At 39.2% G+C, this 13,707-nt stretch carries 16 protein-coding genes and 1 tRNA gene; 5 read left to right on the top strand and 12 right to left on the bottom strand.

The window, feature by feature from the left end:
• Window positions 1-108: 108 nt before the first annotated feature.
• From QN079_RS14085 to QN079_RS14095, 3 genes are read right to left on the bottom strand one after another with little or no spacing between them, the layout of a single operon-like run.
• The gene (locus tag QN079_RS14085) at window positions 109-1,545 is read right to left on the bottom strand and encodes an ABC transporter ATP-binding protein (protein WP_289229985.1); all 1,437 of its coding nucleotides are present in this window, start codon (window positions 1,543-1,545) and stop codon (window positions 109-111) included.
• Window positions 1,542-2,243, bottom strand: a complete 702-nt coding sequence (locus QN079_RS14090; RefSeq protein ID WP_289229986.1) for an energy-coupling factor transporter transmembrane component T — start codon at window positions 2,241-2,243, stop codon at window positions 1,542-1,544. Before QN079_RS14090 ends, QN079_RS14085 begins: the two co-directional genes overlap by 4 nt.
• Window positions 2,240-2,839, bottom strand: a complete 600-nt coding sequence (locus QN079_RS14095) for an MptD family putative ECF transporter S component (RefSeq protein WP_010750012.1) — start codon at window positions 2,837-2,839, stop codon at window positions 2,240-2,242. Before QN079_RS14095 ends, QN079_RS14090 begins: the two co-directional genes overlap by 4 nt.
• 552 nt (window positions 2,840-3,391) lie before the next feature.
• Between QN079_RS14095 and QN079_RS14100 the strand changes: the two genes are divergently transcribed.
• Complete coding sequence (locus QN079_RS14100) at window positions 3,392-3,967, top strand: helix-turn-helix transcriptional regulator (protein ID WP_086337863.1); 576 nt, start codon at window positions 3,392-3,394, stop codon at window positions 3,965-3,967.
• A 24-nt stretch (window positions 3,968-3,991) separates the two neighbouring features.
• Here the strand turns inward: QN079_RS14100 and QN079_RS14105 are convergent, their stop codons facing one another.
• The gene (locus QN079_RS14105) at window positions 3,992-5,611 is read right to left on the bottom strand and encodes an ABC transporter ATP-binding protein (RefSeq protein WP_289229987.1); all 1,620 of its coding nucleotides are present in this window, start codon (window positions 5,609-5,611) and stop codon (window positions 3,992-3,994) included.
• Window positions 5,612-5,713: 102 nt separating this feature from the next.
• Here QN079_RS14105 and QN079_RS14110 point away from each other — a divergent pair, with 102 nt between their 5' ends.
• The 4 genes from QN079_RS14110 (at window position 5,714) to QN079_RS14125 (ending at window position 7,835) form a co-directional block, all read left to right on the top strand.
• Entirely contained in the window at window positions 5,714-5,845 is a 132-nt protein-coding gene (locus QN079_RS14110; protein WP_289229988.1) for a hypothetical protein, read from the top strand.
• Window positions 5,846-6,738: 893 nt separating this feature from the next.
• A tRNA-Ile gene (locus QN079_RS14115) sits at window positions 6,739-6,812 on the top strand.
• Between the two features lie 266 nt (window positions 6,813-7,078).
• Complete coding sequence (locus QN079_RS14120) at window positions 7,079-7,270, top strand: hypothetical protein (protein WP_272017816.1); 192 nt, start codon at window positions 7,079-7,081, stop codon at window positions 7,268-7,270.
• 1 nt (window position 7,271) lies between these two features.
• Window positions 7,272-7,835: a GNAT family N-acetyltransferase gene (locus tag QN079_RS14125; protein WP_272017817.1), complete on the top strand. Its 564-nt coding sequence runs from the start codon at window positions 7,272-7,274 to the stop codon at window positions 7,833-7,835.
• 147 nt (window positions 7,836-7,982) lie between these two features.
• Here the strand turns inward: QN079_RS14125 and QN079_RS14130 are convergent, their stop codons facing one another.
• From QN079_RS14130 to QN079_RS14160, 8 genes are all read right to left on the bottom strand, one after another.
• Window positions 7,983-10,058 (bottom strand): phage tail tape measure protein, encoded by a 2,076-nt coding sequence (locus QN079_RS14130; protein ID WP_353957171.1) that lies wholly within the window; start codon window positions 10,056-10,058, stop codon window positions 7,983-7,985.
• Window positions 10,049-10,360, bottom strand: coding sequence for a hypothetical protein (locus QN079_RS16615; RefSeq protein ID WP_353957172.1), 312 nt, complete (start codon window positions 10,358-10,360; stop codon window positions 10,049-10,051). The genes QN079_RS14130 and QN079_RS16615 overlap by 10 nt, the downstream gene beginning before the upstream one ends.
• Before the next feature lie 8 nt (window positions 10,361-10,368).
• On the bottom strand, window positions 10,369-10,716 hold the full coding sequence (locus QN079_RS14135; protein ID WP_289229989.1) for a hypothetical protein: 348 nt from the start codon (window positions 10,714-10,716) through the stop codon (window positions 10,369-10,371).
• Window positions 10,717-10,729: 13 nt separating this feature from the next.
• Window positions 10,730-11,095 carry a hypothetical protein gene (locus QN079_RS14140; RefSeq protein WP_060792594.1) on the bottom strand — a complete coding sequence of 122 codons (366 nt, stop codon included), beginning with the start codon at window positions 11,093-11,095 and terminating at the stop codon, window positions 10,730-10,732.
• Window positions 11,096-11,220: 125 nt separating this feature from the next.
• Complete coding sequence (locus QN079_RS14145; RefSeq protein WP_289229990.1) at window positions 11,221-11,850, bottom strand: hypothetical protein; 630 nt, start codon at window positions 11,848-11,850, stop codon at window positions 11,221-11,223.
• Window positions 11,847-12,131: a hypothetical protein gene (locus QN079_RS14150; RefSeq protein WP_289229991.1), complete on the bottom strand. Its 285-nt coding sequence runs from the start codon at window positions 12,129-12,131 to the stop codon at window positions 11,847-11,849. Before QN079_RS14150 ends, QN079_RS14145 begins: the two co-directional genes overlap by 4 nt.
• 276 nt (window positions 12,132-12,407) lie before the next feature.
• A complete protein-coding gene (locus tag QN079_RS14155) occupies window positions 12,408-13,007 on the bottom strand; it encodes a hypothetical protein (protein WP_289229992.1) in 600 nt (199 codons plus the stop codon).
• On the bottom strand, window positions 13,007-13,465 hold the full coding sequence (locus QN079_RS14160) for a hypothetical protein (RefSeq protein ID WP_003128326.1): 459 nt from the start codon (window positions 13,463-13,465) through the stop codon (window positions 13,007-13,009). The genes QN079_RS14155 and QN079_RS14160 overlap by 1 nt, the downstream gene beginning before the upstream one ends.
• Between the last annotated feature and the right edge of the window lie 242 nt (window positions 13,466-13,707).

Genomic DNA, 13,707 nt, shown 5'->3' on the forward strand with positions numbered 1-13,707 from the left:
ACGGATTTTTTCGAAACTTCCTAACTGATTGAAAGAAAAAAATCATGAAGATTTTTTCATGTTCAACAAAAAAAGACGGCATGAACCAAGGTCCACTCCGTCTTTCATTTATTCCATATTTTTTGCTAGCTGATACGTGCCAACGAGTTCCCCTTGTTGGAGTTGAAGCACGTAAGGACATGTTTCAGCTAAAAACTCACGATCATGACTGATCACCGCTAACAGATCAACTTCCTTAGCGACTGTTCGCAACAGTTTTGCGACTTCTTCCATTTGCTGCAAATCTAACCCACTCGTTGGTTCATCGAAAAACAACAAGCGTTTACCAGAAAGCAGGGCACTGCCGATGGCAACTCGTTGTTTTTCCCCACCCGACAAGCTTTGCGGATGTCGGGCAAGGAGTGGTGTTAAGTGCAACAATGAGACAATTTCTTCAAAACGAGCTGGGTTTTGGGCTTTGATCAGCAGCTCTTTTTCCACCGTTTCAAAAAACAGCTGCAAGTTGACATCCTGCATCACAAGAAAGCTTTCCTGCAGCAGCTGCTTTTGGGTCCGCTTTTGTCCATTGATGGCAAATACTGCTTCTGGGCATTTTTTCAATCCTGACAGGACTTGCACCAACGTACTTTTGCCAGCACCATTTGGTCCAACGATCCCCACAGCTTGCTTCGTCGGCAATTGTAGTTCAGGCAAGTTAAGCGCCCAATTTCTGCTGTTTGCTGAGCGTTTCGATTGCTTGATCTGCAGATGCGTTGCCCTTAATCCAGACTTTTCTGGCAAAGATTCTCGGCAGTGCTGAGTTTCCAATGCCGCCTCGCCTACTTTTCGCAATCCCAACTCGTGAATTGCCTCCTCGGGCAGTGACAAAAGCTGAGCTGCTGGATAAGACGCCCGCAATCGTCCTGCTTCTAATAGACAGAAGCGATCTGCCATTGGCGCCAAATACGCCAAGCGGTGTTCGGCGATCACAATGGTTTTCCCTTGTTGTTTTAAAGAAGCCAATCCTTGAGTCAACTTTTGGATCGCTTCTTGATCCAAATTACTGGAAGGCTCATCCAATAAGAACACATCATGGGGCAACATCGTGGCTGCAGCGAGAGCAATCAGCTGCTTCTCCCCACCAGATAGGTCAAAGACACTAGCATCAAGCAACGGGGTCAGGGAAAACTGCTGTGCTACTTCGGTGATTCGCTGCCGAATGTTTTCTGGTGCGACGCCCGCATTTTCCATCGAAAAAGCCAACTCCGAATAGACATCCGTGGTGAAAAATTGCGTCTTGGGGTTTTGAAAGACGACGCCAATCGTCTGGGCATAATGGGAGAAATCGGCAACTGGCAAGTCTGTTTCTCCGACACGGATCTTTCCTTGCACTTCGGCGGGATACAGCTCAGGGATCAAGCCATTCAAAACATTGAGCAAGGTCGATTTTCCGCTGCCGCTAGCGCCGCACAAAACGATGACTTCCCCAGCTGCGACCGTCAAAGAGAGCTCAGATAATACGGTCCGATTTTCTCGTTTCACTGACACTTGTTCTAATGTGATCATCCAAGCCACATCCTTTTCACGATAAAGCCGCATAATGCTAAAAAGACCAAGCCATCCCACCAGCGCAGCTTCAGTTCGTGGACGGTGGTATGGGGAGTTTCTGATGCTAACCCGCGAACCAGCACCGTAGCCGACAGTTCGGTTGCGGTCTTTTCAGCCGACATCAGTAATGGGATCAAAAAATACTCCGCACTTTGCAGTGGATGAAGCAAGATCGATCCTGCCGACAGCGAGATGCCGCGAAAGCGCATCGCTTGGCGAATACTTTTGAAATCTTGTACCAATGTGGGAAAAAAACGAAATAAGACTGCCAGCGGGACTAATAATACGTTGGGCACGTGCATTTTTTGCAGCGCAGCCATCCACTCACTGTTTTTCGTCCCGCTAATGGCAAAAGCCGCCGCCATGATCGTTGGCAATAAGCGGCGATAACCGACGGAAAAGAAATCCAGCAACACGATTAGTACGTGGTTGCCTTGGCGAAACAAAAAACTATCTGCCATTGTCAGCAAGACAAACACGCCATAGAGCAGCAAGCCTTTTTTCCAAAAGCCGCTGACTATAAATAGCAGCAGCAAGAAAGTGACAAAGGCAAACTCATCGATCCAGCTGATGGTCACCATCATAGTAAAACTAGCAAAGAGAATCACCGCCAATTTGCTGCGGGGATCAAACCTTGTTTTCGACACATTCCTCACCCTTTATGCGATTGGATCGTTGGTTGAAAATGTTTTTCCATCAAGCGACTGCCGATACCTAAACCAGCCACCGCACCAATCAAAACCGCCAATGCACAAAGCCCTAACATCAAATTGGAGGTATGAGCAAACACGCCGGCAATGTAGGTTTCATCTTTTCCGCGAGCCACTAATGAATCGATGTAGGCATTTTTCATAAACCACAGGGGCAAGATTGGACCCATCAAGCCAAAACTAAAGACGATATAACTCGCCAGTACGCGAACGTTTCCTTTGAGCTTTGTTTTGTATTGGATCAAATCAGCTGCTAAGGCACAAATCATATTGGGCAAAAAGGCCAATGGAAAATGTCCTGAAATCAAAAAAAAGAGCCCTACCACGGTACCCATAATGGTGATTGCGCCAAATTTCGGTACTTTATTCAATAAAATCAGATAGATAATGCCAGAAAACAAAGCGGTGACTGCTGGAATAAATAAATTATGAAAACCTGGGATCACAAAACGCAAAATCAATAGACAGACGCTCATTAAAAGAAAATAGATCGCTGTATAGATCCCCACTGCAATTAAATCTTGAACCTTTAGTTTTTTCACTGCGTATTCGCTCCTTCTTGCAAGCAATCAATGAAAAAACCGTTGCTGCTTGCTTGTACAAACTTATTTTTACAAAGCCTCAGTATAGCACAAAGCAGACGTTTTTATGGGGAGATATGCTTACCAACAGTCGATTTTCTTCTAAAACAGAACCAACAAATAGAGGTGTCTTCTGAAGGGCTCCATTTCAACACACAGGTACCTTTAAAGAATCACTAATGGAAAAATGAATCTTTCACACGCTTAGTTGTTTTCTCCTCTTCCCATCTTTGCGAAATTAATGAATAATAGACAAGGACAAACACTTAAAATCAGCAAAGACTCGCCATCTTTTTTCTTTTTTTTAGAACCCAGCAGGTATGTCTAAAAAAAAACAATAACCAAGTTGACCGTCGCTTGTTAACGGAAGAAAATCAACGCTGTACCGCTATGTAAACACCCCAAACCCAACTGTAAAAACATTTTGACACTTGATTTCAAGGTATTGTCAAAGACATTTGATCGTTAGAATGCAGACATTGGCCTAAACTAATGGTAGAAGGAGCGGATAAAATGAACTTAAGCAAACAAATAAAAAAACATCGGGAACGATTAAGTCTCTCTCAAGAAGGGCTGGCAGAAAAACTCTATGTCTCCCGACAAACGATCTCCAATTGGGAGAATGAAAAAAGCTATCCTGATGTTCACAATTTATTATTGCTCAGTGTTCTATTTGATGTTTCTTTAGATGAATTAGTCAAAGGGGATGTTGAACAAATGAAAGAAACGATTGAGAAAACAGAAATGGATCGTTACACAAAAATGATGCTGCTTTTTATACTATTGACCGCACTCTCTGTTGGGCCTGCTCTTTATTTACCCGGATACTGGTGGATTGTCCCGCCTCTATGTTTTTGGCTCGTCTCCATGTATGCCGCATTAAAGATCGAAAAAATCAAGAAAACCCAAAATATCAAAACGTATAAAGAGATCGTTGCCTTCATGGAAAATCAAGACCTCGATGCCATTAGGATAAAGCGCGACGTCAAAAAAGATTTCCTTTCAACAGCAGTCATCGTCGTGGTCTTTACCTTGATCGTCGGTATCATCGCATGCCTTAGTACACTGCCGCATTTACTGATGCGCTGATCAAAACACAGGTTGAAGCTGCTTTTATGATAAAGCCGGTACAACCTGTGTTTTTTTCAATTCAATGATCTCATCCGTATAAATCAAATTTTGCGGGCGATGGGTGATCATAATGACTAGTTTATTTTTCAATTGGTCTTTGATCGCTGCAAAAAGCTTTTCTTCTGTTGTTTCGTCTAAAGCAGATGTGGCTTCATCAAGAACAATGACTTCTGCGTCTGAGAAAAACAATCGGGCAAAAGCGATTCGCTGTTTTTCCCCACCAGAAAGGTTGGCTCCTTTTTCTCCAATTTCAGCTGATAGTCCTCCCTTGAGTGCCTGATAGAATGCGCCTAATTGACATTTTTCTAATACCGCTATGATTTCCTCGTCTGCGATTTCCTTATCAAAAATAATATTTTCTTTCAGCGTTCCTTGGAAGATTGGGGCATCTTGCGATAGATAAAAGATATGCTCATAGTAATCATTTAAGTTGTAAGCAGCTAAATTTTTGTGATTGATCAGGATCGCACCGGTCGTCGGCTGATACAAGCCTAAAATCGTTTTGACCAGCGTTGATTTTCCTGCGCCGCTTTCTCCTACTAACCCATAAATCGCTCCTCGCTTCAGCTCCAGTGTGCTATCGGTTAAGATTTGCTTTTCTTGAAGTATGACGGATAGATCCTTAACTGTGATGCAGTTAATGGCCTCAGACAATGCATCGCCTTGTGTTAAAGCTTTATCCTCTGGCAGATAGAAAAATTCGTTTAACCGTTCAAAGGCAACTTTATCTAAGTTGTATTGAACAAAAATCACGTTAAATATTGCAACAGGCGTGTAGATTCGATCCACATAAATAATCAATGCTGCTAAACCGCCCAGGCTGACCGTAATCTGATTTGTAAATGCCAATACCACAATTACGACTTTGATCAATGCGACTAAGACTGCAAAAAAACCAAAGAAAAACTCATGGATCATCGTCATTTTCGTCAAGCGTTCTGTTGTGTCAGCAGACATGTTTTTATATTGTGCGATCTCTTTTTCAAACCGCTTATTGATCCGAAACGTGACCATTTCCGTTAGTCCGCGAATAAAGGTGCTATTCATGGCTTCTTCTGAAACTAGCGCACGTTCTTTGAGAGAGCGTAAAACTTTCAAAAGCAGATTGGTCACAATAAACACCACTAGATAGCCCACAAGGATCGCTGGAATCAATCTTTTATCGATCATAGCAATAAAAGCTAAGTTAAACAGTGTTTCGGGAAGCAATTCTTTAAACAAGCGTCCATAAAAATTCAAATGGATATTTCTGCCAGCCGCTGCTCCCGCTTCAGTTTTCTGTAAGAGTGCTCCAGAGCCGATCTGCAAGTACTCGGAATAGGCAATCTTGCTGATTTTTACTAAAGCTTGTTCTTTGAGATAGAAATACATGCTGTTGTGCAATGTTGTTTTTGGTTTCTGCTCAAGATAGGACAAAATCGGTACCAGTACTAGCGTTAACCCATAGATAAAAACGACTGGCCAATCAAGTGTCTTGCCAAATGAATCGAGTAGTTTTTGAAAATAAAAAACATTCGCGGCACTCAAAAATGAGACCGCAATTCCAATCCCAACATATACCGTCAATCCTTTTTTAAAATGCCGCCATAAATCAATTGCCATCGTATGCTCCTTTTGCTGCAGTGTTCGTGGAAAAATCGTAAGATAAATAAAACAAACGCTTTCAAAAGTATAATCTATTTTTCGCTTAATGGAAAGAAACATATGAAAGATAGTGAAAAACCATTCTTCGGTCATCGAGAAAAAACAAAAAACCCCGCTCAAAGAGCGGGGCTAACGTTGTTGCCAACGATTGATTATTTGTTTAAAGCGTCTTTTGCTTGGTCAGCTAATTAAAATCTTTTTTATCTATCAAATAAGTATCAAAAAAAGCATAAACATAAGCAACTCTTAAAAAGTATTTCATTATAAATCATATACTGTAATTTTTGTCTGGGTCATTTTCTGGGTCATTTTTATAAAATGGTCGTTTATGTCTGGGTCAAAAAATACTCATTAACGCTGGGGGCAATCAATTGTTCTATAATTTTTTTCTTCTTATCTTCATCAAATTTCCTTGGTAAACAAATGACTTGCTAAGGCGAGCTTGTACATAAATATATTCATATTACTTGCAGTAATTTAGTTTATGCTATAAATTAGTAATTGCGTGCAATACTTTAAGAAGAGTAGTTAGGCGGTGAAAACTTGGGGAAGTGCGCCTAATACTCTTCTTGTTTATTTTATCATTATTTCAACGTAATAGATATTATTGATTATAAATCTCTTATAATATGTTCTTAACTTTAAAATTTTACCCATTTATATTAATTATAGGATTAAAATTTGCATTTTATTAATTAAACATATTGATAGAAAGTTAAGAATGATGTAAATTTGTATTAGAGGTGATTCTATGAAAGTTGATAAACTACATTATAGAAAAGTCATTAACAATGCAAGACACCTAGAATACTATTCGATACGATACTTTCAATCTTCGTCTGATCAAAGCAACCTCGAGAAAAATAATGAAGAATTAGACTATTTAATTAAAAATAATGTTTATCACAAGATAGCACGTACATCTCGAAAATCGTTTTTCGGAGATCAGATAATCATTAGAAAAAATTTGGAACAGGATTTTAAACTTTTAGAGAAGTATATAACTTTTTTTGACCAGCATGAAATGTGAAAAACTTTTTCATCTAATTGTGCCACTCCTCCCCGGGAGTGGTTCTTTTTACTTTTTACCTTTAGCTCAGTTGGTTAGAGCAGACGGCTCATAACCGTCCGGTCGTAGGTTCGAGTCCTACAAGGTACATAAAAGAACCCCTTTTCTCTTTTGAGTAGGGTGCTTTTTAAATCTAGCAATTAAAAATTTATATTAGGAAATAAAATAAGTACATAGATTAAATATCATTTAACTAAGACAAATTTTTCGACAAGATTAGGCGTAACTATTGATTAAGCAAATTTAGAATGATATATTTAACTTGTAGTAGCGATGACGTGGAGAGTCCATGTTACGTTTCTTTTTGTTACATTTAAGTATAAGATAGTTATCTTGTATTTACGGGAGGGATATATATGAGAGCTTTGAATGCCAACGAAGCAATGTATTTTAACGAAATGGAGTATCAAAATTTCGTTAAAAACGTCGAATGTAGGAAGCTTTCCAAAGAAAGACAACAAGAATTAAAAGTTGTTTCCAATAGGTTTAGCCAAGCAAAGAGATTGCACGGAAAAACTAAACTAACAAAAATTTCAGGATCTAAGTAATATGAATGAGGAAGAATATTCGATTATTCCCGTCAATTCATTGATAGAAAATGAACAATTAGATTCTTTCACTTGTGGAAATGAGGCAGAAGAATTAAAGATAAATGATTTCCTGAAAAACCAGTCAAAAGTGTTCGACTCTAGAGGAATTTCCAAAACATTTTTATATATGAGAGATAAGGAGCTAGTAGGCTTCTTTTCTCTTTGTACATCAGAAACGCAAGTAACTAAAAAGTTTAAACAAACAAAATTACTGAACAGAACGTTCAGTTTACCCATTTCTCCAACAATTTTTCCGAGTATCGAACTAACTTATTTCGCAATAAAACATAGCGAACAAAATAAAAAATTAGGAACTAGCATGATGTATGCCATATTAGAGATGCTTTACTACAACGTGTATCTTTATGTGGGATTTATAATGGTTACATTAGAATCTCGAAATGTAGCAACTGAATTTTATGAAAAGATGGGATTTACCCACCATAAAACTCGGAGCGGAAACGATAGATTAATGGCGCTAACCATTACTGATATAGAAACGATACTCGGTATGAGTACATAAAAATAGTAAAGACCTTAGCTCACGCTAAGGTCTTTTTTCATTGCTTCAAATTCAATCATGATCTTCGTCTTGCCAATCACCCTCCTAGTATATGTTATTCCAAGCATAACAAAAAGGCACCCAGCCGATAAGCTAGGTGCCTTGTATTTATCCTCCCACACCGGCAAGTGCTTGTTTGCTTGCACGGTAAAATTTACGGTTCATTTTGTTTAATTCGCTTGGGTTATTCGCATCGACATTGCCAATATGGATATGTTGTTCCACTTTAGAAGGCTGTACTTTGCCGCCAATGCCCTTGCGTTTTTCTTCGTCTGATAACGGAGTAACAGTTGTCTTGCCGTTTTTGTTCGTAAGCAATTCTGGTCCAGCTTCACCAACGATTGCTTGGCCGTTCAGTACATGCCCGCCTTTTGCTAGATAAGGTAATTCTCCAATGCTGAAGCTTTTACCACCCATTCCGGGTACCCATTTAGGAACCTTGATATTATTAATCCCTCGAATGAATCCGTTGATCAATCCAATCATGTTGTTTAGTGGCATTTTCGCAATCGCAACAATTCCATCAAAGATACCACCAAAAATGTTTACAATACCATTCCAAGCTCGTTCCCAATCCCCTGTGAAAACTCCAGTGATAAAATCAATAAAACCAGTGAATATGCGTTTCCCAGCTTCGAATACGTTGGAAATATTTGTCCAAAGTCCTTCGAATACTCCACTAATGTATCCCCCAATAAAGTTGAATACCTCAACGGCGACATCCGATACACCTTGAAAGAATGCATTCACGCCATTTCTAAACCATTCAACCTTATTATAGGCGAGAACTAAACCTGCAATAAGCAAGGCAATACCCGCAACCACTAGGGCAAACGCTCCTCCTGATAAACCTAAAAATCCAGCTAGCTTTGTCCATACGCCGAAAAAACCTGATGCAGCTGTGGTTATCTTTGTGATTGATCCAGCAACACTGCCTAAAACAACTAATAAAGGGCCAACAACTGCGCCGATTCCTGCTATCGTCATAATGGTATTTTGAGTATTTTCATCAAGCCCTTTAAACCACTGTGCGGCTTCTTTGACAGCTTTTGCAACGCCAAGTATTGTAGGCGCCAATTGTTCGCCTACAACGCCTGCAGCTGACAATAACTCATTCATAGCTGATTGATACGTAACTGACTCTTCAACGCCATCAGTCATTCCCTTGGCTGCACCAGTTGCATCTTCATAGGCTTGTTTGTTTTCTAGTAACGCATCGCTAGCTTTCCCCATAGATTCAACAACTTTAATACCAGCATCTTCCCCTTGCGAGCCAAAGATAGCAGCGATAGCCGCGGCTTTTTCTTGATCACTGCTCAAATTATTGATTTCGCCAGCAAGTAACTGAAAAGCATCCTTGGAAGAGAGATTCCCGTCTTGGATTTGTTTGTACAGATTAACAAAATTACCACCCAAATTTTCAACAGCCGATTGAACGTCTCCGCCGACTAAGCGATTACCAAATTCTTTTACTAGATCGTTTACTTTATCGAGGTTATAAGCGCCTGAATCCAAACCTGTTTCCAAAATTGCAAACATATCTTCTGCTGAATAACCAGCATCTTTAAAGTTTGTCACATACTCTGCTAAGTTATCTCCTAGCTCGTCTGTTTTATCTAAACCGTTCTGTCCAGCCTTTGCAATCAAATCCATCGCTTCTTCACCGGATAAACCATACTGCTCCATTAAGCTATTTACGCCTCGCATAGTTTCAGTCATATCAGAACCTAACGTTGTTTCAATTGCTAAAAATTTCTTGGTCATATCAGTGATGGTTTCAGCGCTAGCATTTCGTAATTCTGGAAATTGATTAGCTAATTCCATAACCGCCGTTTTTGATTCATCAATGCTTGTAACCATTCCAGAAGTAAATACATTTTCAATCGATTGATTCAAGTTCTCTGCTTCCTTCTTCGTTAATCCAAAGGCGGCCTGAACTTGAGATTGAGCGGAAGATAGATCACTAAAGTATTTACTTCCAGCTGTTGCAATACCAACAACGGGTGCTGTAAAAGCGGCGCTCAACCCTTTACCAGCTGTTTTTATCTTCTCTCCAGCCGCTTCAATTTTTTCTAGCTTCTCGGCAGTCGTTAATGCCTTATCTCCTTGCGCATCCAATGCATCATTAGTACTTTCAAGAGCTTTTCGAAGATTATTTTCGCTAGTTTCAGACTTTAGTAACATCTCGTAAAGCTTACGTGTTTTTCTGAGTTTTCACCAGTTTCTTTAGCTGATTTAGCATACTCTTCACGCAATGCTTCGGTTTTAGCTGCCGCTATATCTAATTGCTTTTCTAGCTTTTGCTTAGCAGCTGCTAATTTTTCAGATGCGCTAGCGTTTTTATCCATTGCAGACACCTGATTTTGATACTCTAACTTCGCCAATTTCATATCATTATTGATTTCTTTAATCGTTTTAGAATAAGCGACCTCACCGTTCATCCTAAAATTGAGGACTACATCAGACTCCTTTGTATTTTTCGCCATGTTTTATTTCACCCCTTACTCCTAATAGCAATAAATTCGTCTTGTTTTACCTTCATTTCTTGTACTAATTCACGATACTTTGCGCTGTCCAAGTCATTATTTTTTTGGCATCCACTAATTAAAAACTTACAAATCTCCAACCTTTTCGAAAGCAGCGAACAATACGCCTTGATAAATTCTCGGTTAGAGCTGTTTCTCTTCTGAATCAGCCTTAATTCTCGCTCGATCGCTTTTAACTTTCGAAGTAATTCTTTGTAGTTTAAAATTGAATCAAAAGAGTTTCCCAAGTCTGTTTTTAATGTGTGTTGATACCAAATGTTATCCGCCTTATCCCTCAAATATTCTAATCTATCCATTTTTATCCCCCGATCATTCTCTTTTTGATAGAAAGTTCATAAATTCATCCATATCAGGATCGCCCTGCCTCCCACGGTCATTTTCAATTACCAATCTAAGCAATTCTTTAACTGCGGCAGTATATCTATTGATCATCGTGTTATATGTCTTGACTGAAGCCGATTCTTTGTAAAACTCTTGGCTGCCATTCTTGAAAAGTTCAATAGACCCATTTTTATTGATATCCTCTTCAAGTTCTGACAAAGTAACATTCATAAATGAAACTCGCTCAATCAAACCTTTGACTACTTCAGCGCTACTACTGGGTACTCCGTCCATCAATGTTGTTAGTCTTTCTTTCTCAGCCGCTATTCGTGCTTCTTTTGCTTTCTTTTTCAATGTTTGCCCCCCTCCCGTGTGTGGTCCTGTGTGTTTATCGGAGTTCCATCCCCGATTCCTAACCGATTTTATTTTTATAAAAATAACGGGGGGATATAGCCATCCCACACCGTTAACCATTTAATTTATTTTTTAATTTCAAATTTATTATTTGGCATGCCATTCAGTCTAATGATTTCATCTAAGTAGTTACTCACTGATCGTTTAACATCATGGAAGTACAGACTCAATACTGAAGGATTGCCCATCCCTCCTTTGTAGTATTCTCGTTTCATATTATCCAATAGATTTTTGTTCTTAATACCCAGAACCTCTACAAGATGTTTCATTGCTTTGTTGTGAGATTGGAACAACTGATCCTTTAATTGCAAAAGTCTACTTGCTTCTGTTCCCAATAAAGCAGTTACTTCAGCGAATCCCTTGTTGTCAAATAGTTCTTTTGTTTCAGATAACAGCGCTGCTTCTTTTCGATTTGTTTCATTTCTCAACTGATTGATATAATTCAGATAGATACTATCGGCAATTTCTGCACGTTCTTGGTACGCCTCGGCAATCACCTTCTCAAGATCCTCAATATCCTTATTCGCTTCTTTGTTAGCCTTGAATGTTTCTAGACTATACTTACCTTTTGCTGAAGCTTTCTTGTCTCTCTTTTCAACCAGACTATCTAGCTCTTTCTCCAACTCATTGATATTGATATCGATCTCTTTTAATTCTTTTACCTCTGGTGTGGTTACTGTGTACTCTACTGTCATTCTTGATTCGCTCCTTTGATTTTTTCTTTGAGTTTACTTACTACTGTTTTCTTAGGTTCTTTGATCTGTGTTACTCGTTCTTTCTTATATTGAGCCAACAACTCTCTGCGGCGCTCAATGGCAATTTCATTTGTACTGTCTTCCTCGATCAGCTTATTTAATTCAACCAGCGATAGCTTTTTAATAGCATCTGGATTTCCTTCCAGCTCTTGCTTCATTTGTTGTTCTTCCAGGTATTTCTCCCATTCTCTATAGCTAAAGAAATCATCTTCTGTTTTCATTTGCCAACTCCTCTACTTTCTTGCGAGTACCAGGATCTAACCCATTCGTGTTCTTTGCTACAAATGTGAGCATTGCTTTGCGTTTAAACTCAGCGGTACAAATACCTTTAAGCAAAACCAACTTCTTCTTATCAGCTAACAATCCATCCCGATCCTCATTTAGAGCATTCTCCTTGCTCAGGACTTAGCCCTGTGACTTCGCACAAATGCTTCTGTTTGATTTTGCGTGTCTTCATAATCTCTACAATAGTCATTTACACTTTCCTTTCTGCTTAATCAGTCAAACCATATATCAATGAATTTTATATACTCGTCTCGAGGTTCCATTTTCTTTAATCGAAGATACATCTTTAGCTGGTTACCCTGTGTAGAGTCCTGTTTGAATCTTTTCGCTTTGGATCTATCTTGCGTGAAGACATAAGAATCTGGATCCGCACGCTTTCCCTCGATAATTTTATAATCCTTCAAATAAATAGTCCCAACGCCTAGAATGTATTCCTCAAGTTCGTCAGCATCAATTTCGATAAACTCCTTTCTCAATCGGTTGAGAATAGCCTGTAATTTCGCCTCTGACTTGCTCCTGATTTTTCGATATTCAAGAACAGATATTCTTCTTCGGTCAGCCAATACCTTATCTGTTATAGGTATATAAGTTCGATAACCGTTATGCATATAACTAAAGTTGGCACCTTGTTCAGTTTCGTAATACTTCTCAGAAAGAATTAAAACATCTTCTTTTGGCAGCTCTTTTAAAGCAGTAAATAGCAAACGAGCATATCCTGCTGTATTCCCCTCTTTTAAATGATTTCTATTTACCACAAAGGCCTTCCATTGAGTGAGTATCCATTTTGGGCGAATGTCATAATCATAAACCACTATCCAAACACCTCCGCCATTAGTGCAATATTCGAGAACAAATCATCTGTTAGTTCAACCTTTTCTTGCGGCACTTCCCATTCATATCTGAACGCCATAGCTGTTTCTATCTCGTATATTTCATCGAGTGCTTTCTGTTTCAAAGATGGGCTTTCAACCCCTTTTAAAAGGCTCTCACGTTCAGTTACAGGCAATTCATCTAAGAAGTGCATAAAATGCTTGTGCCTAAATTTCCACCGCTCTATCCGCTTGTCAATGAGCATACATGCTTCAACGTTATCTGCTACTAAATAATCAATCTTGGGAGCTTTTGCATGGATAGCAATTTCATCATAGGCAATTCCTGTGCATAGGCTTTGGCAATAAAGCTCTTGCCTGATTAATCGTTTTTCTTGTTCCAGCTTTCTGATATAAGCCTCTATGTTCAAATAGCGGTTTAAATTGTATTCACTATCCATGCTTCCCTCCTAAAAAAACAGTATTCTATTATGTTGCGGTTTTGATCGTTGGTCTAGCTTGGGATTGTCATCATCTAGGACGGCTTTTTCAGCAACCGCAGTATACAGTTTTCAAAGGACAACTAATAATAAAAACGGACACGAGACGTCTGCCGTATTACTGGCTTTTTTCGTCTCATATCCGTTGGTTCTTCCTAATCAGATATTATTATTAAGTTGTCTTTATTATACCATATTTGAGC

This window comes from Enterococcus sp. FZMF (assembly GCF_030263915.1).
GTDB classification, from domain to species: Bacteria; Bacillota; Bacilli; order Lactobacillales; family Enterococcaceae; genus Enterococcus_D; species Enterococcus_D casseliflavus.

Excerpts from the sequence above, each read along its gene's own strand:
- QN079_RS14105 (WP_289229987.1), bottom strand. The coding sequence starts at position 5,611 with ATGGCAATTGATTTATGGCGGCATTTTAAAAAAGGATTGACGGTATAT.
- QN079_RS14085 (WP_289229985.1), bottom strand. The coding sequence starts at position 1,545 with ATGATCACATTAGAACAAGTGTCAGTGAAACGAGAAAATCGGACCGTA.
- QN079_RS14120 (WP_272017816.1), top strand. The coding sequence starts at position 7,079 with ATGAGAGCTTTGAATGCCAACGAAGCAATGTATTTTAACGAAATGGAG.
- QN079_RS14125 (WP_272017817.1), top strand. The coding sequence starts at position 7,272 with ATGAATGAGGAAGAATATTCGATTATTCCCGTCAATTCATTGATAGAA.
- QN079_RS14110 (WP_289229988.1), top strand. The coding sequence starts at position 5,714 with ATGAAAGATAGTGAAAAACCATTCTTCGGTCATCGAGAAAAAACAAAA.
- QN079_RS14150 (WP_289229991.1), bottom strand. The coding sequence starts at position 12,131 with ATGAAAACAGAAGATGATTTCTTTAGCTATAGAGAATGGGAGAAATAC.
- QN079_RS14160 (WP_003128326.1), bottom strand. The coding sequence starts at position 13,465 with ATGGATAGTGAATACAATTTAAACCGCTATTTGAACATAGAGGCTTAT.
- QN079_RS14135 (WP_289229989.1), bottom strand. The coding sequence starts at position 10,716 with ATGGATAGATTAGAATATTTGAGGGATAAGGCGGATAACATTTGGTAT.
- QN079_RS14145 (WP_289229990.1), bottom strand. The coding sequence starts at position 11,850 with ATGACAGTAGAGTACACAGTAACCACACCAGAGGTAAAAGAATTAAAA.
- QN079_RS14100 (WP_086337863.1), top strand. The coding sequence starts at position 3,392 with ATGAACTTAAGCAAACAAATAAAAAAACATCGGGAACGATTAAGTCTC.
- QN079_RS14130 (WP_353957171.1), bottom strand. The coding sequence starts at position 10,058 with ATGTTACTAAAGTCTGAAACTAGCGAAAATAATCTTCGAAAAGCTCTT.
- QN079_RS16615 (WP_353957172.1), bottom strand. The coding sequence starts at position 10,360 with ATGGCGAAAAATACAAAGGAGTCTGATGTAGTCCTCAATTTTAGGATG.